This is a genomic window from Hydrogenophaga aquatica (assembly GCF_054780915.1).
The window spans coordinates 45,571-67,482 of sequence record NZ_BAAGVK010000015.1 but is presented as its reverse complement, the minus strand read 5'-3'; the positions used below and the strand labels follow the sequence as shown (position 1 = coordinate 67,482).

Here is a 21,912-nt window from a genome sequence, read left to right as displayed (position 1 = left end):
GTTGCGGCTGGCTCCACCGGGAAACCCACCGCACAACGAGTTAATGGTTTTAGACGCGGTTCCAGTCGAACTGGGCCTTGTCGCCTTTGCCGTACACCTTCAGGGCACCTTTGTCGCCCACGGCGTTGGGGCGCTGGAAGATCCAGTTCTGCCACGCGGTCAGACGGCCGAAGATACGGGTGAACATGTTTTCCTTCTGGGCGAAGCGCAGGTTGGCTTCCAGGCCGGTCAGCGCGTCGGGCGACATGGCGGCGCGCTCTTCCAGCGCCAGGCGGATTTCGTCAGCCCAGTCGATGTCGTCAGGGGCGGCAGTCACCAGGCCCAGCTTAAGGGCGGCGTCGCCGTCCAGCGCCTGGCCGATGGCGCCACGGGCGGCTTCCATGGGGCCGGCTTCCTCGTAGAAGCGGCGCTGCAGACGCGACTGGCCGTTGACCATCGGGAAGAAACCGAAGTTGAACTCGTCCAACTGCAGGGTGGGCTGCTTCTCGGGCTCGTCGGGCAGCACCAGCATGTAGGTACGGTCGGCACAGAAGGCCAGCTCGGCCAGGGTGCCCGCAAAGCAGGAGCCCGGCTCCACCAGGGCGAACAGGCTGCGCGAGGACACGTCCAGGCGGGCCAGCGTGCGGCGCAGGTGACCGATGGTCTCGTTGACGAACCAGTGGTCCTTGTGGGCCAGCATGGTGGCGTCGGCAGCCAGCACGGCGGCGGCGTCACCTTCGGTCTTGAGTTGCCAGGTGCCGATGTCCAGCTCATTGGTGCGCATGTGCAGGATGGCGTCGTCAAGTTCACGCACCATCAGCAGGGGCCACCACTGGGCGCCAGCGGCTTCGATGCCGGCGATGTCGGTCGGCTGAGCAGAGGTGGGGGCCTTGACGGTGAAGGTAGCGATGCGCTTGGTGCGGTCGACTTCCACCTTCACGTGGCTGTAAGTAACGCTGTCGCCGTCGAAGCTGCGCTGCAGCGGGGTCAGCTCCACACCACGGGCACCGGTGCCGGGGCGGCGGCTGCCTGCGGCCAGCGTCTGGGCGCGGTCACGCACGGCTTGCTGGAACTGCGCGGGCTTGGCCACCGCGTCCACCAGACGCCAGTCAACAGCCTTTTGGCCGCGCACGCCTTCCACGCTGGTGCAGAAGATGTCTGCCAGGTCATGGCGCACGTGGCGCTTGTCGGTCACGCGGGTCAGGCCGCCGGTGCCGGGCAGCACGCCCAGCAGGGGCACTTCAGGCAGGCTCACGGCGCTGGAACGGTCATCCACCAGGATGATTTCGTCGCAGGCCAGGGCCAGTTCGTAACCACCGCCAGCGCAGGCGCCGTTGAGTGCCGCCACGAACTTCAGGCCGGAGTGCTGGGAAGAATCTTCAATGCCGTTGCGGGTCTCGTTGGTGAATTTGCAGAAATTCACCTTCCAGCCGTGGCTGGACAGGCCCAGCATGAAGATGTTGGCGCCAGAACAGAACACGCGGTCGCGCAGGCTGGTCACCACCACGGACTTGACCTCGGGATGCTCGAAGCGGATGCGCTGCAGCGCGTCGTGCAGTTCGATGTCCACGCCCAGGTCGTAGCTGTTGAGCTTGAGCTTGTAGCCGGGGCGCAGGCCGCCGTCTTCATTGATGTTGAGCGACAGGGTCGCGATCTCGCCGTCGAAAGACAGCTGGATGTGCTGGTACTTGGACGGGTGCGTCTGGTAGTCAACGCGCGGGTTCTGGCTCATGTCAGGCTCCTCTGTCAGGCGGTTCGGGGTTCATTGAATGCACTATAGTGCAGCAGTGAACGAATCATAGCGCAGGCATTATTCTGCAGTCAAATGCATTTTAGTGCATTTGACTCGGTATTTACCCTGATTCAGACCGGCTGCTTGAGCAGGGCGCGTACTTTTTGCCGCAGCAACAGGAAGCTTTCTTCCACTGGCTGAGCACTGGTGTCGATGGACAGGTCCGCCTTCGAATAGAAGGCGGAACGCCCTTCCAGAATCCGTTTGAGGTCCTCCATGGCCTCGCGGCTGGCCGCCATGGGACGCATGTCCCCCTGCGCCGCCACACGCGACATGTGGTCTGCCGCATCCGCCTTCAGCCACACCGTGGTGCAGTGCTGCAGCAGCAGGTTGAAGTTGGCCGAGTCCGACACCAGGCCGCCAGGCGTGGCAATCACCACCTCAGGGTAGATCTGGATGGCTTCTTCCAGCGCACGGCGCTCGTAGCGGCGGTAGGCGTTGGCACCGTAGAGGTTGTGGATCTCGCTGATGCTGCAACCCGCGAACTGCTCGATCTCGCGGCTCAACTCGATGAAGGGGTAACCCAGGTCATCTGCCAGGCGCTGCCCAAGCGTTGATTTACCCGCCCCGCGCAAGCCAATGAGCGCCACACGGGCACCTTTGCCCTGCACGTCCACGCCGCTGCTGCCGAACAACTCCACCAGCTGCACACGTGCGCGGCGCAGGTCGGCCTCGTCACGCCCCTGCAACAACTCGCGGATGAGCAGCCATTCGGGCGAGGACGTGGTGACGTCGCCCAGCAGCTCGGCCAGCGAACATTGCAGTGCCCGTGACACCTGCAGCAATACCAATATGGAAGCGTTGCCCGAACCGTATTCCAGGTTCGCCAAATGGCGCTCGGACACATCGGCCGCCAGCGCGACAGCCTTGCGCGTCATGCCTTTGCGCGAACGCAGAGTGCGCACACGCTCGCCCAGCGCCACCAGAAAAGTGTTGCGCTGCCCATCTCCCTCGGCCGCATCCGCCGCACCAAGGCTGGCGTTCACCGGCTCCATGGCAGTCTCCATGACATTCATTCTTCGGTTTCTCTAGATGATCGGGGCCAGGCCCTCGGGGAAATCCCTGATATCTCAGGGCACCACAAACATGCACTTTAGTGCATACTCCATGGCACGCACGATAGTGCATTTATACCGCCATTGGCAACCCCTGACCAGTCCGGACAGCCCTTATTCATCGATGACCATGAGCACTCCACTGCTACCCAACCACCTTGGCGGCCGCTGGCAAACCGGCGGCGGCGCTGGCACACCGCTTTTCGACCCCGTGCTCGGCACCGAGCTGGCGCGCGTCTCCAGCCAGGGGCTGGACCTGAAGGAAGGCTTCCGCTTCGCGCGTGAGCAAGGCGGCAAGGCGCTGCGTGCCCTCACCTACAAGGAGCGTGCCGCCCTGCTGCAGGCCGTGGCACAGGTACTGCAAAAGAACCGCGACGCCTATTACGAGATCGCCACCGCCAACTCCGGCACCACCGCCAAGGACTCGGCGGTGGACATCGACGGCGCCATCTACACCATTGGCGTGTACGCCAAGCAGGGGGACGCGCTGGGCGACGCGCGCGTGCTGCTGGATGGCGAACGCATCCGCATGGGCAAGGACCCGCTGTTCCAGACGCAGCACATCCTCACCCCCACGCAGGGCGTGGCGCTGTTCATCAACGCCTTCAACTTCCCGTCCTGGGGCTTGTGGGAAAAGGCCGCCCCCGCGCTGTTGTCGGGCGTGCCGGTTATCGTCAAGCCCGCCACCGCCACGGCCTGGCTCACCCAACGCATGGTGCAGGACGTGGTGGACGCGGGCGTCCTGCCCGCAGGCGCGCTGTCGGTAGTGTGCGGCTCGTCCGCAGGCCTGATGGATGCGCTGGAACCGTTTGACGTGGTTTCCTTCACTGGCTCCGCCGAGACGGCGCGCATCATCCGCTCCCACCCCGCCGTGGCAGAGCGCTCGGTGCGCTGCAACATCGAAGCCGACAGCCTGAACACCGCCCTGCTGGACCCGCAAGCCGCCGCCGACAGCGAGGCTTTCCAGCTGCTGGTGAACGAGGTAACCCGAGAGATGACCGTGAAAGCCGGGCAGAAGTGCACCGCCATCCGCCGCGTGATGGTGCCGCGCGCGCTGTACGACGCAGCCGCGCAGGCCATTGGCGCCAAGCTGGCCAAGGTGACCGTGGGCAACCCGCGCAACGAATCGGTGCGCATGGGCGCGCTGGTGAGCCGCGAGCAGCACGCCGGCGTGCTGGAAGGGATTGCCCGCCTGCGTGCCGAGGCCGAGGTGCTGCACGACGGCGCCAGCCACGCCCTGGTGGATGCCGACCCCGCCGTCGCCGCCTGCGTGGGCCCCACCCTGCTGGGCACGCGCACGCCTGCCAGCGCAAAGGTGCTGCACGAGGTGGAGGTTTTCGGCCCCGTGGCCACCCTGATGACCTACGACAGCATTGAAGAGGCGTATGAACTCATCCGCCGTGGCGAAGGCTCGCTCGTCGTGTCGGTCTACAGCGCAGACCCGGCCTTCATTGCCCAGGCGGCGGCAGAGCTGGGCTCCAGCCATGGCCGGGTGCACGCCATCAGCCCCGACGTGGCCAGCCTGCAAACCGGCCACGGCAACGTGATGCCGCAGTCGCTGCACGGCGGCCCGGGCCGCGCTGGCGGCGGCGAGGAGCTGGGCGGCTTGCGCGCGCTGAACTTCTACCACCGCCGCAGCGCCGTGCAGGCCAGCAGCGCCGCGCTGGACCAGCTTGCCAGCCAGGCGGCCTTGCTGAAATACTGAGCACACCGCGCCGGACACCCTCAGAGGAGACACCATGAAAAATGCACAGCCTTCCGCGCCACCCGCCGAATTCAACTTCGCCCAGCACCTGATCCGCTGCAATGCCGATCGTGCCGAGCGCCTTGCACTCATCGACGACCAGGGAACGCTCACCTACGGCCAGCTGGCCGACCAGGTGCGGCGCATGGCCTCGGCCCTGCAGTCGCTGGGCGTGCGGCGCGAGGAACGCGTGCTGCTGCTCATGCACGACTGCAACGACTGGGTGGTGAGCTTCCTGGGTGCCCTTTACGCCGGTGTGGTGCCGGTGGCGCTCAACACCCTGCTGACGTCGCAGGACTACGCCTACATGCTGCAAAACAGCCGTGCACAGGCGGCGCTGGTGTCTGAAGCGCTGCTGCCCACCTTGCAGGACGCACTGAACCAGGGCCACCACGAAGTGCGGCATATCGTCATTTCCCGCCCCGGCACAGCGGCCGCCCAAGCGGGCAACGATGACGGCCCCGCCATGCACGATCTGCGCACAGTGCTCGGCGCACAGGGCCCCGCCGCCCAGCCCGCCGCCACCCAGGCAGACGAAGCTGCATTCTGGCTGTACTCGTCAGGCTCCACCGGCCGCCCCAAGGGCACGGTGCACACCCAGGGCAACCTGTACTGGACGGCCGAGCTGTATGGCAAGCCCGTGCTCGGCCTGACCGAAAACGACACCGTCTTCTCCGCCGCCAAGCTCTTCTTCGCCTACGGGCTGGGCAATGCGCTCACCTTCCCGCTGAGCGTGGGCGCCAGTGTGGTGCTGATGGCCGAGCGGCCCACGCCACAGGCCGTGTTCCAGCGCCTGACGGGCAAAACGCCCCAGCTGGCTGGGCGCCGCCCCACCGTGTTCTACGGCGCCCCCACGGGCTATGGGGGCATGTTGGCCCAGCCTGACCTGCCCGCGCGTGCCGACGTGGCGCTGCGCCTGTGCTCGTCCGCCGGTGAGGCGCTGCCGCGCGACATCGGTGAACGCTGGACCGCCCGCTTCGGCTGCGAGATCATCGACGGCATCGGCTCCACCGAAATGCTGCACATCTTCCTGTCGAACCGCCCAGGTGACGTGCGCTATGGCACGTCCGGCAAGCCCGTGCCGGGCTATGAGGTGGAGATCCGGGGCGAAGACGGGCTGCCCGTGCCCCCGAATGCCGACGGCTCCATCGACATTGGCGACCTGTTCATCAAAGGCCCCAGCGCCGCGCTGATGTACTGGCACAACCGCGAAAAGTCGCGCGACACCTTCCAGGGCGCCTGGACCAAGAGCGGCGACAAGTACACCCGTGACGCCGAAGGCTATTACACCTACGCGGGCCGCAACGACGACATGCTCAAGGTCAGCGGCATCTACGTGTCACCGTTCGAGGTGGAGGCCACGCTGGTGCAGCACCCTGCTGTGCTGGAGGCTGCCGTCATCGGCAAGACCGACAGCGACGGTCTGGTCAAGACCAAGGCCTTCATCGTGCTCAAAGCTGGCCAGGCCTTGACCGAGGAAGAAGTGAAAGCCTTCGTGAAAGAGCGGCTGGCGCCCTACAAGTACCCGCGCTTCATCGAGTTCGTGAGCGAACTGCCCAAGACCGCCACGGGCAAGATCCAGCGCTTCCGGCTGCGCGACCTGGAAGCCCAGCGCTGAGCGGAGCAGCCTCAGTCCGCCTGCGGCAGCGCGGACTGGGGCAGGCCGAACACCTTGTCGAACGTCCAGGTGAAGGCCACGGTGTAGACCAGGAAGAACAGCAGGATGCCCAGGTCGGCCACGAACGCGGCCCACCAGGATATGCCCAGCCACCAGGCCATCACCGGCACCAGGATGAGGGCCAAGCCGCCCTCGAACCCAATGCCGTGCACCGCCCGGCGCTGCCATGAGCGCCCCTTCACGGTCTGGCGGCGCTCCCACTGCTCGAACAGCCCGTTGAACACATAGTTCCACGCCAGCGCAATGCCCGACATGGTGAGCGACAAGGCGATGGCCGACCAGCCCGGCTCGCCAAACACCAGCGCCAGCACCGGGGCCACGAAGGCCACAGCAAAGGTTTCGTAAAGCACCGCCTGCAAAACGCGGCGGGTGCGTGGGGTCAAAGCCATCGCGCCGTTCCGGGAAATCAGGTGTCCTTGCTGATCTTGATCGATGGGAACTTGGAGGTGAAGTCCTTGGCCTTGGCTGCCACGGTGATGGCCACCTGGCGCGCCACAGCCTTGTAGATGCCTGCGATTTCGCCATCCGGATCGGCCACCACGGTCGGGCGGCCGTTGTCGGCCTGCTCGCGGATCTGCAGGTTCAAGGGCAGCGCGCCCAGGTAGGCCATGTCGAACTCGGCTGCCATCCGCTTGCCGCCCTCGGCGCCGAAGATGTGCTCCACGTGGCCGCAGTTGGAACACACATGCACGGCCATGTTCTCCACAATGCCCAGGATGGGCACGCCCACCTTCTCGAACATCTTGATGCCCTTGCGCGCGTCCAGCAGGGCGATGTCCTGCGGCGTGGTCACGATCACCGCGCCCGTCATGGGCACGCGCTGGCTCAGCGTCAGCTGGATGTCGCCGGTGCCCGGCGGCATGTCCACGATCAGGTAGTCCAGGTCCTTCCAGTTGGTCTGGCGCAGCAACTGCTCCAGCGCCTGCGTGGCCATGGGGCCGCGCCAGATCATGGCCTCGTCCTTGTCCACCAGGAAACCGATGGAAATGACCTGCACGCCGTAGTTCTCCAGCGGCTCCATGGTCTGGCCGTCCACGCTCTCGGGGCGGCCTTCGATGCCCATCATCATCGGCTGGCTGGGGCCGTAGATGTCGGCGTCCAGAATGCCCACGCTGGCACCCTCGGCGGCCAGCGCCAGCGCCAGGTTGACGGCGGTGGTACTCTTGCCCACGCCGCCCTTGCCAGACGCCACGGCAATGATGTTCTTCACGTTCGGCAGCAGCTGCACGCCGCGCTGCACCGCATGGGCCAGGATCTTGACGGACAGGTTGACCGAGACGTTTTCCACCCCGGCCACGCCCTTGGCGGCGGCGATCAGCGCCTTGCGCAGCCCCGGCAGCTGGCTCTTGGCGGGGTAGCCCAGCTCCACGTCAAACGACACGTCGCCGTCGTGAACCTGCAGGTTCTTCAGCGCCTTGGTGGAAACGAAATCCTTGCCCGTGTTCGGGTCTTGCACGGTTTGCAGCGCCTGCAGCAGCGCCTGTTGGTCAACGGCCATTTGGTGTGGAACTCCGCAGTTATGTGTAGGTGTTGGCTGCGAAGTCTACCGTCTGGCGCGCACGGGCACAGTGCCCTCATTAAAATCGAGGGCTTGCCTGTCAGGACCCACCACATGACCACGCGCTCCGCACAACGCCGTTTCTTCGTCACCACCGCTCTGCCTTACGCCAACGGCAACTTCCATATCGGCCACATCATGGAGTACATCCAGGCCGACATCTGGGTGCGCATGCAGCGCATGCACGGGCACGAGGTGCACTTCGTTGGCGCCGACGACGCCCATGGCGCGCCCATCATGATCGCCGCTGAAAAGGCCGGCAAGACGCCGCAGCAGTTCGTGGCCGACATTGCCGCCGGGCGTGCCCAGTACCTGGAAGGCTTCCACGTGAAGTTCGACAACTGGCACAGCACCGACGGCCCCGAGAACCACGAGCTGGCCCAGCGCATCTACCTCGACCTCAAGGCCAACGGCCTGATCAGCACCAAAACCATCGAGCAGTTCTTCGACCCCGAGAAGAACATGTTCCTGCCCGACCGCTTCATCAAGGGCGAATGCCCGAAGTGCGGCGCCAAGGACCAGTACGGTGACTCCTGCGAAAGCTGCGGCGCGGTCTACGCCCCCACCGAGCTGAAGAACCCCTACTCCGCCCTGTCCGGCGCCACGCCAGTGCTGCGCACATCCGAGCACTACTTCTTCAAGCTCAGCGACCCGCGCTGCATCGAGTTCCTGGAGAACTGGACCGCCGAGCCCGGCCGCCTGCAGCCCGAGGTGCTCAACAAGATCAAGGAATGGTTCACCAAGGACGAAGAAGGCAATGGCGGCCTGGGCGACTGGGACATTTCTCGCGATGCGCCCTACTTCGGCATCGAGATTCCCGACGCGCCCGGCAAGTACTTCTACGTCTGGCTGGACGCCCCCATCGGTTACCTGGCCAGCCTGAAGAACCACTTCGCCAAGGGCCAGGCCGCCAACCATTGGCATGAAGCCTCGCGCACCACGCAGTCCTACGATGAGTTCGTCGCCGACCCGGCGGTGGAGCAGGTGCACTTCATCGGCAAGGACATCACCTACTTCCACACCCTGTTCTGGCCCGCCATGCTGCAGTTCAGCGGCCGCAAGACGCCCAGCCAGGTCAACGTGCACGGCTTCATCACCGTCAACGGCGGCGAGAAGATGAGCAAGAGCCGCGGCACCGGCCTGGACCCTCTCAAATACCTGGGTCTGGGCATGAACCCCGAGTGGCTGCGCTACTACCTGGCCGCCAAGCTCAACAGCCGCGTGGAAGACGTGGACTTCAACCCCGAAGACTTCGTCGCCCGCGTCAACAGCGACCTGGTCGGCAAGTACATCAACATCGCTTCGCGGGCGGCGGGCTTCATTGCCAAGCGCTTTGGCGGCAAGCTGGGCACCATCTCGGCCGACGGTGAGGCCCTGCTCGACCACCTGCAGACCGCCGTGCCCGGCGTGGCCGAACTGCTGGCCGAACGCGAATACGGCAAGGCCATCCGCGAAACCATGGCCCTGGCCGACCGCGTGAACGAGTACGTGGACCAGAACAAGCCTTGGGAACTGGCCAAGCAAGAGGGCATGGACGCCCGCCTGCAAGACGTGTGCACGGTGTGCATCGAATCGTTCCGTGTGCTCACCGCCCTGCTCAAGCCCGTGCTGCCCGCGCTGGCCGCACAGGTCGAAGCCTTCCTGCAGTGCGAGCCGCTCAACTACGTCAACGCCGCCACGCCGCTGGGCGCGGGCCACGCCATCGGCGCGTACCAGCACCTCATGCAGCGGGTGGACATCAAGCTGCTGGAGGCCCTGTTCGAGCCGCCCGCGGCACCCGAACCCGAGAAAACCGTGCCCGGCGGCGAAGAGATCGCTCCCACCATCTCCATCGACGACTTTGCCAAGGTGGACCTGCGCATTGCCCGCATCGAGGCCTGCGAGCCGGTGGAAGGCTCCACCAAGCTGCTGCGCCTGACGCTGGACGTGGGCGAAGGCCGCACGCGCAATGTGTTCAGCGGCATTGCCAGCATGTACAAGCCCGAAGACCTGGTTGGCAAACTCACGGTGATGGTGGCCAACCTGGCGCCGCGCAAGATGAAGTTTGGCGTGAGCGAAGGCATGGTGCTGGCCGCCAGCCATGCCGACGAAAAAGCCCAGCCCGGCATCTATGTGCTGCACCCCTGGCCTGGCGCACAGCCAGGCATGCGCATCCACTGAGCGGACGGCGGCGTGCACCCGGAGCTTCGCGGCTGGGTTGACGTGCAACGCACGCAGCAGGCGAACGTGCGCCTGGGGCTCACGCTGGCCTTCGTGGCTGGTGCCGCCAACGCGGGCGGGTTCCTGGCGGCGGGGCAGTACACCTCGCACATGACGGGGGTGGTCTCTTCGGTGGCCGACCAGATCGTGCTCGGCCACTGGACGCTGGCCATCGCTGGCATGGGCTCGTTGCTGGCCTTCCTGGCCGGAGCCATGACCACCGCCTGGATGGTCAACTGGGGGTTGCGCCATTCGCTGCAAAGCGCCTTTGGCCTGCCACTGCTGATTGAAGCGGTGGCACTGCTGCTGTTCGGCCTGTTCGGCGCGGCCATCAGCCTGCTGGCCACTCTCTTCCTGCCGCTCACGGTGGTGCTGCTGTGCTTCATCATGGGCCTGCAGAACGCCGTCATCACCAAGATATCCAAGGCCGAGATCCGCACCACGCACCTCACCGGCCTGGTGACCGACCTGGGCATCGAGCTGGGCAAGCTCTTCTACGTCAACCGCCATCCGCGGCACACCCCGGTGCAGGCCAACCGCGACAAGCTGCGCCTGCAGGCGCGCATGATCGGCAGCTTCTTCATCGGGGCACTGCTGGGCGCCTGGGGCTTCAAACACGTGGGCTACGTCAGCACGCTGCCCCTGGCGGTGATGTTGCTGCTGCTCGTCTGGCGCCCCGTGGCCGCGGACCTGCGTACGCGCCGATCTGTCGTCTAAGCCCACAAAAACGCTGCGAATAGCGTTCAAACTGGTAGAAACCCCGAGATATAGCTGACAACTTTGTAAGCTTCGGCACAGTGACAGAGTTGTAACATGGGGCATGATCAATCTGCCACCCTTGGCCACGTTCCGCCCACGCCTGCTGCAGGACCTGCGTGGCTACAACGGCGAACGGCTGGTCAAGGACATGGGGGCTGGCGCCACTGTTGGCATCGTCGCCCTGCCGCTGGCCATGGCATTCGCCATCGCCTCCGGGCTCAAACCCGAAGCCGGGCTGTGGACCGCCATCATCGCGGGGTTCATCATTTCGGTGCTGGGGGGCTCGTCGGTGCAGATCGGCGGCCCTGCAGGCGCGTTCATCGTCATCGTCTACGGCATCGTCGAACGCTACGGCGTGGCCAACCTGCTGATTTCTACCGCCAGCGCGGGCGTGCTGCTGTTCCTGCTGGGTCTGTTCAAGCTGGGTACCCTCGTGCGTTACGTGCCGGTGAGTGTGGTCATCGGCTTCACCAACGGCATTGCGGTGCTCATTGCCCTGTCGCAGTTGCGCGACCTGCTCGGCCTGCACATCGAAAAGATGCCTGGCGACTTCTTCAGCCAGATCACCACCCTGGCGCACCACCTGGACTCCTTCAACCCTTGGGCCTTTGGGCTGGGTGCCGCCTGCGTGGTCGGGCTGTTCATCTGGCCGCGGCTGTGGTCGAGCGAGTCCGCCTTTCGCAAGAAGCTCGACGAGATAGACACCATCAGCGCACTGAAGGCGACGTCGCGCGTGCCCGGCCCCGTGGTGGCCCTGGTGACGCTGTCGCTGGCCGCCTGGGTGCTGCAGATGCCCGTGGAAACCATCGGCTCGCGCTTCGGGGGCATTCCGCAGAGCGCCCCCGCGTTCGAGCTGCCCGCGTTCTCCTGGGAAACCGTGAAGCTTCTGGTCAGCCCAACGCTCACCATCGCCATCCTGGGCGCCATCGAATCCCTGCTGTGCGCGCGCGTGGCCGACCAGCTGCGCGACGGCCCCAAGCACGACCCCAACCAGGAACTGATGGCCCAGGGCGTGGCCAACGCCGTGGTGCCCTTCTTCGGCGGCATGCCCGCCACGGGCACCATCGCACGCACTGTCACCAACATCCGCTCGGGTGCCACCTCGCCCGTTGCCGGTGTCGTCCATTCGCTCACGCTGGCCCTGGTGGTGCTGCTGGCGGCGCCATTGGCCAAGCACATTCCCCTGGCGGTGCTGGCGGGGGTGCTGCTGTTTGTGGCCTGGAACATGGGGGAGTGGCGCGAGTTTGCCCGGCTCAAGCACTTCACCAGCCACTACCGGCTGATGCTGCTGTCCACTTTCTTCGTCACCATCGTCTTTGACCTGACGGTCGCGGTGGAGCTGGGCCTGGTGCTGGCGGTGGTGCTGTTCGTGCGCCGCCAGAGCAGCCTGTTCCGTGCAGATCCCGTCGCCAAGACAGAACACCAGCTCACCTTCCGCCTTTACGGGTCGCTGTTCTTCGGCGCGGTCAGCAAGATCGACCCCATCGTGGCCGAGGTGGAGGGATCCCCCGCACCCCTGAACGTGATGCTGGACGCCACGCACCTGATATCGCTAGACACCACCGGCCTGGATGCCCTGGAGCAGCTGCACAAGGCCCTGGAAAAGCGCGGCGCTCACCTGAGCATGGTGGGCTTGCACGAGCAACCGCTGTCGCTGCTGCGCCGGTCCGGCTTCGCCGACAAGCTCCACACCTGCGCCTGATCGGCCCAGGCGCGGCACCGCTCAGCGTCCCACTGGGTAAAATCGCTTTTTTCCCTGTGGTGCACGATCCCGTCATGAACATCTTTCAACGCCCCCACTACGCTTCCGACGCCACCCAGTTCATCGATTCGCTGAAATCGCAGCGGCCCGAGCTGGAAGCCGAACAACGCCAGGGCCGTGCCCTGCTGTGGGACAAGCAGATCGACCGCCAGTTTGCCGCCGACGCCAGCCAGGCCAGCGTTCCGCAGAAACCCTACGTGTACCAGACCGAGCCGCTGCTGCGCTGACCGCCCCGCAGGCATGACCTCTGCCCCGCCGCTGGAACCCGAGCTGCCCCAGGCGCTGGACGTGGCGCTGGCCAGCGCGCCCGCCGAGTTACCGGCGAGCATGCCCGAGGTGGTGGACCAGGTGGCCCGTGCGCGCCTGTACGGCGAACCGCTGTTCCAGCTGCCGCAAGATCTCTACATTCCCCCCGACGCGCTGGAGGTCTTCCTGGAGGCCTTTGAAGGTCCGCTGGACCTGCTGCTCTACCTCATCCGCAAGCAGAACTTCAACATCCTCGACATCCCCATGGCCGAGGTGACGCGCCAGTACCTGAGCTACGTGGAGCAGATCCGCGCCAGCAACCTGGAACTGGCCGGCGAGTACCTGCTGATGGCGGCCATGCTCATCGAGATCAAGTCGCGCATGCTTCTGCCGCCCAAGAAGGTGGCCGAGGGCGAAGAGGTGGAAGACCCCCGTGCCGAGCTGGTGCGCCGCCTGCTGGAATACGAGCAGATCAAGCTGGCCGCGCAACGCCTGAACGACGCCCCCCAGCTGGGCCGCGACTTCCTCCGTGCCCAGGTGCACATCGAACAATCGCTTGCGCCGCGCTTCCCGGATGTGAACCCCGCCGACCTGCAGGAAGCCTGGCGCGACATCCTCAAACGGGCCAAGCTGGTGCAGCACCACAAGATCAGCCGCGAGGAACTCTCGGTGCGCGAGCACATGAGCCTGGTGCTGCGCCGCCTGCAAGGGCGCAAGTTCGTTGAATTTGCCGACCTGTTCGACGTGAGCCTGGGCGTGCCCGTGCTGGTGGTGACCTTCATTGCCACGCTGGAGCTGGCCAAGGAAACGCTGATCGAACTCACGCAGGCCGAGGCCTTCGCCCCCATCTACGTGCGGCTTGCCTACACGCCCGCCTGACACCCTTTTCCTCTGCCAAAGACCATGGCCTCTTCCTCGGCATCCGCTTCCGCCGCCACGGCGCCCACCCGGCATTACGACGTCATCATCATCGGCAGCGGCCTGGCCGGGCTGAGCACGGCGCTGCTGCTGCCCGCGCACCTGCGCGTGGCAGTGCTGACCAAGCGCGCCATAGCGGACGGCGCCAGTGCCTGGGCCCAGGGCGGCATTGCCGCCGTGCTGGCCCCGGACGACAGCTTCGAGGAGCACGTGCAGGACACCTTTGTGGCGGGCGCTCACCTGAACGACGAGGCAGCCACCCGCTTCACCGTGGAAAACGCCCCCGAGGCCATTGCCTGGCTGCAGGAACTGGGCACCCCCTTCTCGCTGGACGACGGCGAACTGCACCTCACGCGTGAAGGCGGCCACAGCCACCGGCGCATCGTGCACGCGGCCGACGCCACGGGCGCCGCCGTGCAGAAAACACTGATCGAGCGCGTGCGCGAACTGCCCCACGTGGACGTGTTCGAAACCCATAACCTGGTGGACCTGATCCTGAGCGACAAGCACGCTGTTCAGCCGCAGCCGGGGCCGCGCCGCTGCCTGGGCGCCTACGTGCTGAACGAGGAAACCGACGAGGTGGAGGCCTTCGTGGCCCCCCACACCGTGCTGTGCACCGGCGGCGCGGGCAAGGTGTACCTGTACACCTCCAACCCCGACACCGCCACCGGCGACGGCATTGCCGCCGCGTGGCGCGCGGGCTGCCGCGTGGCCAACATGGAATTCATCCAGTTCCACCCCACCTGCCTGTACCACCCCAAGGCCAAGAGCTTCCTCATCAGCGAGGCGGTGCGTGGCGAAGGTGGCCTGCTGAAACTGCCCGATGGCACGCGCTTCATGCCCGCGCACGACGAGCGCGGCGAACTGGCCCCGCGCGACGTGGTGGCGCGCGCCATCGACTTCGAGATGAAGAAACACGGCCTGGACTGCGTGTTCCTTGACATCTCGCACCAGAGCCCCGAGTTCCTGCGCGAGCACTTCCCCAACATCCTGGCGCGCTGCGCCGAGCTGGGCATAGACATCACGCGCGAGCCCATTCCCGTGGTGCCCGCTGCGCACTACACCTGCGGCGGCGTGGTCACCGACCTGCGCGCCCGCACCGACCTGGACGGCCTGTACTGCGTGGGCGAAGCCAGCTGCACCGGCCTGCACGGCGCCAACCGCCTGGCCAGCAACTCCCTGCTGGAATGCATGGTGTTTGCCCGCGCCGCCGTGGCCGACATCACCGCACAGCCCGCCGTTGCCGTGCCCGGCGTGCGCCCGTGGGACGACAGCCGCGTCATCGACGCCGATGAACAGGTCGTCATCGCCCACAACTGGCACGAGCTGCGCCGCTTCATGTGGGACTATGTGGGCATCGTGCGCACCGACAAGCGCCTGGAGCGCGCGGCCCACCGCATCGAACTGCTCAAGGCCGAGATCCAGGAGTTCTACGCGCGCTTCCACGTCACGCGCGACCTGCTGGAGCTGCGCAACCTGGTGCAGGTGGCCGACCTCATCGTGCGGTCGGCCCAGGCCCGCAAAGAAAGCCGGGGCCTGCACTTCAGCCGCGACTACCCCGGCCTGCTGCCCGAAGCCCTGCCCACGGTGCTCACGCCGGGACATTGAACCTCGGCCGGTGCCTCAAATCACCGCGTAACGTCCCGGCTTGTGGTTGATGGCAATGAACAGGTTCATCACCACCGCCGCCAGCACCGACCAGGCCACCCGCTCGGGCTCCACCACCGTCAGCGCCAGCAGCACGATGGTGCAGTCGATGCCCATCTGCACCTTGCCTGCACGCCAGCCGCGCTCCTGTTGCAGGTACAGGCTGATGATGGTGGCGCCACCCAGGCTGGCCCGGTGCCGCGCCAGGAACAGGCACCCTGACCCCAGCAGCAAGCCCCCCAGCACGGCGGCGTAGGCCGGGTGCAGCCGCTCGATGGCGAACAGGCGCGGCGACCACTGCGTCATGGCCGACAGCAGGCTGATGGCGATGAAGGTCTTGAGCGTGAACTCGCGCCCCATGCGCCGCCACGCAAACCAGTAGAAGGGCACGTTGATGAGGAAGAACAGGTGCCCCAACCCCAGGCCCGTGGCGTAGTGCAGCACGAAGGCCGCACCCGCCGTACCGCCCGTGAGCAGGCCCGACTGTGCGAACAGAATGAGCGCCAGCGACACGAACAGGGTGCCCGTGAAGATGGCCTGCGCATCCTCGAAGACGGTGTGTTTCTGCACGGGGGTGTCGGTGGTGTTCATGGCGGCTCCGGAGGCACGAATCATGCCAGCAGATGCAGCAATCGCCGTACACCCGTACAATGCCCAACTGCTCCGGGGTGTCCACATGGTGTGGGCTGAGATGGCAAAGCCGAACCCGCGAACTTGAACCGGTTCATACCGGCGGAAGAAGAGCTGTTTCTCCCCTGCCCCCTGCGGCGAGTGGTCTGCCCACCCGTCACACCCAGGCACCGGGGGCAACCTTCGGAGCAATTGACACCACCGAAGGAGACCGCCCCGTGAACGCCCCTGCCGACAAGTTCCTCGCCACCACCGCCCAGGTGGACCAGGCCGCCATCCAGCCCCTGCCCAATTCCCGCAAGGTTTACGTGGAGGGCTCCCGCCCCGACATCCGCGTGCCCATGCGCGAGATCAGCCAGAGCGACACCCCCGCCGCCTTCGGCGCCGAGCCCAACCCGCCCGTCTTTGTTTACGACTGCTCCGGCCCCTACACCGACCCGGCCGCTCGCATCGACATCCGCCAGGGCCTGCCCGCCCTGCGCCAGCAATGGATTGCCGAGCGCAACGACACCGAAGTGCTGCCCGGCCTGAGCAGCGAATACGGCCGCGCCCGCGCCGCCGACCCCAAGCTCGACGAGCTGCGCTTCCCAGGCCTGCACCGCCAGCCGCGCCGCGCCCTGCCCGGCAAGAACGTGACGCAGATGCACTACGCCCGCCAAGGCATCATCACGCCCGAGATGGAATACATCGCCATCCGCGAGAACCTGCGCCGCCGCGAGTACCTGGCATCGCTCCAGGCCGCCGGCCCCACCGGGCAGAAGATGGCCGCCATGATCGGCCGCCAGCACCCCGGCCAGAGCTTCGGCGCCAGCATTCCCGCCGAAATCACCCCCGAGTTCGTGCGTGACGAAGTGGCCCGCGGCCGCGCCATCATCCCCGCCAACATCAACCACCCCGAAACCGAGCCGATGATCATCGGCCGCAACTTCCTGGTGAAGATCAACGCCAACATCGGCAACTCGGCGCTGGGCTCGTCCATCAACGAGGAAGTGGACAAGATGACCTGGGCCATCCGCTGGGGTGGCGACACGGTGATGGACCTGTCCACCGGCAAGAACATCCACGAAACACGCGAGTGGATCGTGCGCAACTCGCCCGTGCCCATTGGCACCGTGCCCATCTACCAGGCGCTGGAAAAGGTCAACGGCAAGGCCGAGGACCTGACCTGGGAAATCTTCCGCGACACGCTGATCGAACAGGCCGAACAGGGCGTGGACTACTTCACCATCCACGCGGGCGTGCTGCTGCGCTACATCCCCCTCACGGCCAACCGCATGACCGGCATCGTCAGCCGGGGCGGCTCCATCATGGCCAAGTGGTGCCTGGCGCACCACAAGGAAAGCTTCCTCTACACCCACTTCGAGGACATCTGCGAAATCATGAAGGCCTACGACGTGGCCTTCAGCCTGGGCGACGGCCTGCGCCCCGGCTCCATCTACGACGCCAACGACGAAGCCCAGCTGGGCGAACTCAAGACCCTGGGCGAACTCACGCAGATCGCCTGGAAGCACGATGTGCAGGTGATGATCGAAGGCCCCGGCCATGTGCCCATGCACATGATCAAGGAGAACATGGACCTGCAGCTGGAGCAGTGCCACGAGGCGCCCTTCTACACCCTGGGCCCGTTGACCACCGACATCGCCCCGGGTTACGACCACATCACCAGCGGCATTGGCGCGGCCACCATCGGCTGGTACGGCACCGCCATGCTGTGCTACGTGACGCCCAAGGAGCACCTGGGCCTGCCCAACAAGCAGGACGTGAAGGAAGGCATCATCACCTACAAGCTGGCCGCCCACGCCGCCGATCTGGCCAAGGGCCACCCAGGCGCGCAGATCCGCGACAACGCGCTGAGCAAGGCGCGCTTCGAGTTCCGCTGGGAAGACCAGTTCAACCTGGGCCTGGACCCCGACAAGGCGCGCGAGTTCCACGACGAGACGTTGCCCAAGGACTCGGCCAAGGTGGCGCACTTCTGCTCGATGTGCGGCCCGCACTTCTGCAGCATGAAGATCACGCAGGACGTGCGCGACTTCGCAGCCCAGCAGGGCGTGAGTGAGGACACTGCCATCGAGAAGGGCATGCAGATGCAGTCTGAAGCCTTCCGCCAGTCGGGCGGGGACATCTACATCCCCATCCACAAGGCCTGAGCGGTTTTCCCGCTGGTGCGCGGTGTCGGTCAGACCCGGAACACCGCCACCGCCTGCACCAGCTCCTCGGCCTGGCCTTTCAGTGCCGTGGCGGCCGCCGCCATTTCCTCCACCAGCGCGGCGTTCTGCTGCGTCACGTTGTCCATGCTCTGCACGGCTTCGCCAATCTGCGCCACGCCCGAGCTTTGCTCGGCGCTGGCCGCACTGATCTCACCCACGATGCCAGTGACACGCTGGATCGCCACCACCACCTCCTGCATGGTGGCGCCGGCCTGATCGACCAGGTCGGAGCCAACCGCCACGCGCCCCACGCTGGCGTCGATCAGCGCCTTGATCTCCTTGGCCGCCTCTGCGCTGCGCTGGGCCAGACTGCGCACCTCGCCTGCGACCACGGCAAAGCCGCGGCCCTGCTCGCCGGCACGCGCGGCTTCCACGGCGGCATTGAGTGCCAGGATGTTGGTCTGGAAGGCGATGCCGTCGATGACGCTGATGATGTCGGCGATCTTGCGCGAGCTGTCGTTGATGTCCTTCATCGTGTCGACCACGCGGTTGACCACGTCGCCGCCCCGCACCGCCACCTCGGACGCGTCGAGCGCGAGCTGGTTGGCCTGGCGGGCGCTGTCGGCGTTCTGGCGCACGGTGGAGCCCAGCTCCTCCATGGAGGCAGCCGTCTGCTCCAGCGCGCTGGCCTGGTTCTCGGTGCGCGATGACAGATCCTGGTTGCCGTGCGATATCTCGGTACTGGCCGTGGCCACGTTCTGTGCGCCGTGGCGCACGTTGGACACCACCTGCACCAGCGACGCCTGCATGCGGCTGAGCTGTGCCATCAGGCTACCGCCGTCTCCCTGCCGAACGGCAATGGGCTGGCTCAGGTCGCCCTGGGCCACACGGTTGGCAATCGCGGCTGCCTCGGCGGGTTCACCTCCCAGGGGGCGCAGCACCAGCCGTTCCAGCGACACGCTCAGCCCCACCGACACCAACACCACGCTTGCCAGCCCCAGCACCGCTGCCAGCAACATGAGCCGGTTCACGCCTGCCAGTATCTCTGCCTCCGGCACGGTGGCCACGAACATCCACGGCGTGGGCACGCTGCCCACGCGCACTGGCACGTACAGGCGCGTCACGCTGGCGCCCCCCAGCCGTTCGTCGCGCTCACTCACCGTCAAGGACTGCCCGGCTTTCACCGCAGCCCGCGCTTCTTGCGAGAAACCCAGCTGGGCCATGTCCTGGCCCACGCTTTGCGCGTCGCGGTCGCCCACCACCAAACCGCCGTGGGACAGCAGCGTTGCGTAGCCGGAATCGAAGATGCGGATCTGCCCCACCACCCCTTGCAGGCTGGCCAGCGCCATGTCCACCCCCACCACACCCACGGCAGAACCGTTCACCAGCACGGGCACCGCCACCGAGGTGATGAGCGTCTCCTTGCCCGCCACGGAATACCGGTAAGGGTCGCGCAGCAAAGGCTTGCCGGTCTGGCGGGTCACCAGGTAATAGTCCCCGGCACCGGGCTTGTCGTAATCGACCAGCGCCTCCATCACGGCCATGCCCAGGCCCTTGTTCCAGTACGGCACGAAACGGCCCGTGGCGTCGTGCCCCGACTGGCCCACGTACTCGCCGTCCTTGCCGTCGAAGGCGTCGGGTTCCCAACCCGTCCACACCCCCAGCAAGGCCGGGTTGCCCTCCAGCACGCCCTTGAGCATGGCGTTGGCCGTGTCGCGCTGCGCCACGCCAGACGCCTGCATGCTGCCCAGCGCGTTGGCCAACGTGGCCGCCGTGTCCATGGCCGTCTTGATGTTTGCTCCCACCTCGGCGCCGTTGCGCGCGGCCAGCTGTTCTGCATAGGCGTGCGCTGCCTCACGCTGCATGCCTGCCGCCCGGTTCGCCAGCACCACGATGGTCACGGCAAAGCCCATCAGCACGATGGACACGACCCACAGCGTCAACTGGACCCGCAGGCTGAGCCTTCTGGTCGAACTCTTGGCACGCATGAAACACCTCCCGGTTAAGCCCTCTGCCTGCAACGACACACCCTCAAGGCTGTGCCGGCGAAAGGCCTGCTTTCTACCGGAAAAAGAATCACGCAAAAATGAACCCAAACCCAATCCGTTCGATTATCAACCTATATAGATCGATAATCGAACGTAATATGGGTTTTACCTAGAGGTTTGGAACGTCATTCCAACCCAACCGCCCCACGAACGGCAAGCGCAATGCCGGGCTGTTCCAGTCCACGCCAAAACTCAACCCAAGCACGTTGAGTTCCACCCCTTCCTGCCAACCCACGCTGACGCCCAGCAAACCCGCCAGAGACAGCTGCACTCCGCTGCCAGATGGCGATATCCCCAGCGGGTCCGTCAAACCCCGGTAGTCCTTGCCGATGGCATTGGCTGGCAAATCCAGGGCCAGCCCTGGCACCTCGCGCCCAATGTGCGCCAGAAAGGTGTTGCTGTTGGGGCCGGGAAAGCTGCGGTAACGGTCGGCATACGGGTAGCTGGCAATGGCCGCCTCAATAGGATTGATGAGCGCCTGCGCCGTCGGCCCCCGGTGCTCCACCAGCAGCCGGGGGCTGGCCCCATACCAAAGGCCGTCAGGAACGGCGTAGTCACGCTGCACAACGTCTGGCGTACGCCAGCCGACGACCTCGTGACGGGTGTAGGTGGTTTCGCCCGCCCGCTTGAAAATGATCCAGGGGTGCACGGCAAATACGCCGCGCCAACCCACGGTGGGGGCCGCATAGACTTGGACGATGGCCTCATCCGCGTGCTTCAGGGGGTCTGGGGCCTGACCAGACGAATGCCTGGGCGCCGTGCGCCAGTTGCGAGGCTGGTCGTCGTGCACCACCGCAGAGTCGGCCAGACTGAGCCCGAAACCCAGCCCGAACAAGCCCACCCACAACACGGACAGCCAGCGAAGCACACGTTGCACGGGCAAAGCCTCCTGCACCACCAGCGGCACACTGCTGTGCGACACACGCCGGGCGCAACAGTTCCTGCGGCCAATGGCTGCCAGCAGGCATGTTTAACCCCCGAAAACCTCACAACCCCAGGTTCGAGCCCGCGCCTAGCAGTGTCATCACTCCCAGCACGGCAAACACCGCGGCGGCAACACCGTGCACCAGCCTCATGGGAATCTTTCCGGCCAGCTTGTCACCCACGAACACGGCCGGCACGTCGGCAATCAGCATGCCCAGCGTCGTGCCGATCACCACCAGCACGGGCGCGGCGTAATGCACGGCCATGGCCACGGTCGCCACCTGCGTCTTGTCACCCATTTCCGCAAGAAAGAAGGTGACCAGCGTGGCGCCAAACACCCCCAGCCGCTTGGCGATCTTTGTCTCGTCTTCCTCGATCTCGTCGGGGATCAGCGTCCACACCGCCATGGCAATGAACGACAGGCCCAGCACCCAGCGCAGCACGTCGGCGCTCACGGACGCGGTGATCCACGCACCCAGCGCACCGGCCAGCCCGTGGTTGACGATGGTAGCCAGCAGGATGCCCGCGATGATGGGCAAGGGCTTCTTGAAACGGGCGGCCAGCAAGAAGGCCAGGAGTTGGGTCTTGTCGCCGATTTCGGCCAGAGCGACCACACCGGTCGAAACGAGCAGGGATTCCATGGATGCTCCTAGGCCGGACTTCTGGACTATTGACCACGGCGCGTCTCCGGCCAGGAAGGACGCGCGGTGGTCAAAGGTCTTGCCAAGTCGGTGAACCGCTTGCGCCATGTCCTGCGGGACAAGTGTGTTGACGCAAGCCTCTTCGGGGATGAAGAGCGGCTACTCCCCAATGACGGGCCGCATCA

Annotated in this window: 17 protein-coding genes and 2 riboswitches; of the genes, 9 read left to right on the top strand and 8 right to left on the bottom strand. The window is 65.9% G+C overall.

The window, feature by feature from the left end; all coding sequences use genetic code 11:
- Nucleotides 1-49: 49 nt before the first annotated feature.
- The gene (gene boxC, locus ACYVHH_RS12885; RefSeq protein WP_460565574.1) at nucleotides 50-1,711 is read right to left on the bottom strand and encodes a 2,3-epoxybenzoyl-CoA dihydrolase; all 1,662 of its coding nucleotides are present in this window, start codon (nucleotides 1,709-1,711) and stop codon (nucleotides 50-52) included.
- A gap of 131 nt (nucleotides 1,712-1,842) precedes the next feature.
- A complete protein-coding gene (locus ACYVHH_RS12880) occupies nucleotides 1,843-2,766 on the bottom strand; it encodes a helix-turn-helix transcriptional regulator (protein ID WP_460565662.1) in 924 nt (307 codons plus the stop codon).
- Between the two features lie 190 nt (nucleotides 2,767-2,956).
- On the opposite strand from ACYVHH_RS12880, the gene ACYVHH_RS12875 reads away from it, so the two are divergent.
- Complete coding sequence (locus tag ACYVHH_RS12875) at nucleotides 2,957-4,531, top strand: 3,4-dehydroadipyl-CoA semialdehyde dehydrogenase (protein ID WP_460565573.1); 1,575 nt, start codon at nucleotides 2,957-2,959, stop codon at nucleotides 4,529-4,531.
- 34 nt (nucleotides 4,532-4,565) lie between these two features.
- On the top strand, nucleotides 4,566-6,188 hold the full coding sequence (locus ACYVHH_RS12870) for a benzoate-CoA ligase family protein (protein ID WP_460565572.1): 1,623 nt from the start codon (nucleotides 4,566-4,568) through the stop codon (nucleotides 6,186-6,188).
- Nucleotides 6,189-6,199: 11 nt separating this feature from the next.
- Here the strand turns inward: ACYVHH_RS12870 and ACYVHH_RS12865 are convergent, their stop codons facing one another.
- Together ACYVHH_RS12865 and apbC are read right to left on the bottom strand one after the other, a co-directional pair.
- Nucleotides 6,200-6,637, bottom strand: coding sequence for a PACE efflux transporter (locus ACYVHH_RS12865; RefSeq protein WP_460565571.1), 438 nt, complete (start codon nucleotides 6,635-6,637; stop codon nucleotides 6,200-6,202).
- A 17-nt stretch (nucleotides 6,638-6,654) separates the two neighbouring features.
- Entirely contained in the window at nucleotides 6,655-7,746 is a 1,092-nt protein-coding gene (gene apbC, locus ACYVHH_RS12860; protein ID WP_460565570.1) for an iron-sulfur cluster carrier protein ApbC, read from the bottom strand.
- 114 nt (nucleotides 7,747-7,860) lie between these two features.
- Here apbC and metG point away from each other — a divergent pair, with 114 nt between their 5' ends.
- The 6 genes from metG (at nucleotide 7,861) to nadB (ending at nucleotide 15,298) form a co-directional block, all read left to right on the top strand.
- Nucleotides 7,861-9,966, top strand: a complete 2,106-nt coding sequence (gene metG, locus ACYVHH_RS12855) for a methionine--tRNA ligase (protein WP_460565569.1) — start codon at nucleotides 7,861-7,863, stop codon at nucleotides 9,964-9,966.
- A gap of 12 nt (nucleotides 9,967-9,978) precedes the next feature.
- Nucleotides 9,979-10,722 (top strand): YoaK family protein, encoded by a 744-nt coding sequence (locus tag ACYVHH_RS12850; protein WP_460565568.1) that lies wholly within the window; start codon nucleotides 9,979-9,981, stop codon nucleotides 10,720-10,722.
- A 103-nt stretch (nucleotides 10,723-10,825) separates the two neighbouring features.
- Nucleotides 10,826-12,466 carry a SulP family inorganic anion transporter gene (locus ACYVHH_RS12845; RefSeq protein WP_460565567.1) on the top strand — a complete coding sequence of 547 codons (1,641 nt, stop codon included), beginning with the start codon at nucleotides 10,826-10,828 and terminating at the stop codon, nucleotides 12,464-12,466.
- Nucleotides 12,467-12,540: 74 nt separating this feature from the next.
- On the top strand, nucleotides 12,541-12,753 hold the full coding sequence (locus tag ACYVHH_RS12840; protein ID WP_460565566.1) for a DUF3460 family protein: 213 nt from the start codon (nucleotides 12,541-12,543) through the stop codon (nucleotides 12,751-12,753).
- 13 nt (nucleotides 12,754-12,766) lie between these two features.
- Nucleotides 12,767-13,651, top strand: a complete 885-nt coding sequence (locus ACYVHH_RS12835; RefSeq protein WP_460565565.1) for a segregation and condensation protein A — start codon at nucleotides 12,767-12,769, stop codon at nucleotides 13,649-13,651.
- Between the two features lie 24 nt (nucleotides 13,652-13,675).
- Entirely contained in the window at nucleotides 13,676-15,298 is a 1,623-nt protein-coding gene (gene nadB / locus ACYVHH_RS12830; RefSeq protein WP_460565564.1) for an L-aspartate oxidase, read from the top strand.
- Nucleotides 15,299-15,313: 15 nt separating this feature from the next.
- Here the strand turns inward: nadB and ACYVHH_RS12825 are convergent, their stop codons facing one another.
- The gene (locus tag ACYVHH_RS12825; RefSeq protein ID WP_460565563.1) at nucleotides 15,314-15,928 is read right to left on the bottom strand and encodes a YitT family protein; all 615 of its coding nucleotides are present in this window, start codon (nucleotides 15,926-15,928) and stop codon (nucleotides 15,314-15,316) included.
- A gap of 63 nt (nucleotides 15,929-15,991) precedes the next feature.
- Nucleotides 15,992-16,095: riboswitch (TPP riboswitch) on the top strand.
- Between the two features lie 90 nt (nucleotides 16,096-16,185).
- On the opposite strand from ACYVHH_RS12825, the gene thiC reads away from it, so the two are divergent.
- Nucleotides 16,186-18,114: a phosphomethylpyrimidine synthase ThiC gene (thiC, locus tag ACYVHH_RS12820; RefSeq protein ID WP_460565562.1), complete on the top strand. Its 1,929-nt coding sequence runs from the start codon at nucleotides 16,186-16,188 to the stop codon at nucleotides 18,112-18,114.
- 29 nt (nucleotides 18,115-18,143) lie between these two features.
- Here thiC and ACYVHH_RS12815 read toward each other — a convergent pair whose 3' ends face one another.
- The 3 genes from ACYVHH_RS12815 to ACYVHH_RS12805 form a co-directional block, all read right to left on the bottom strand.
- Nucleotides 18,144-20,102: a methyl-accepting chemotaxis protein gene (locus tag ACYVHH_RS12815; protein WP_460565561.1), complete on the bottom strand. Its 1,959-nt coding sequence runs from the start codon at nucleotides 20,100-20,102 to the stop codon at nucleotides 18,144-18,146.
- 169 nt (nucleotides 20,103-20,271) lie between these two features.
- On the bottom strand, nucleotides 20,272-21,039 hold the full coding sequence (locus tag ACYVHH_RS12810) for a DUF3750 domain-containing protein (protein ID WP_460565560.1): 768 nt from the start codon (nucleotides 21,037-21,039) through the stop codon (nucleotides 20,272-20,274).
- Nucleotides 21,040-21,148: 109 nt separating this feature from the next.
- Nucleotides 21,149-21,727 carry a TMEM165/GDT1 family protein gene (locus ACYVHH_RS12805; protein WP_460565559.1) on the bottom strand — a complete coding sequence of 193 codons (579 nt, stop codon included), beginning with the start codon at nucleotides 21,725-21,727 and terminating at the stop codon, nucleotides 21,149-21,151.
- Nucleotides 21,728-21,907, bottom strand: a riboswitch (yybP-ykoY riboswitch).
- Nucleotides 21,908-21,912: the final 5 nt, after the last annotated feature.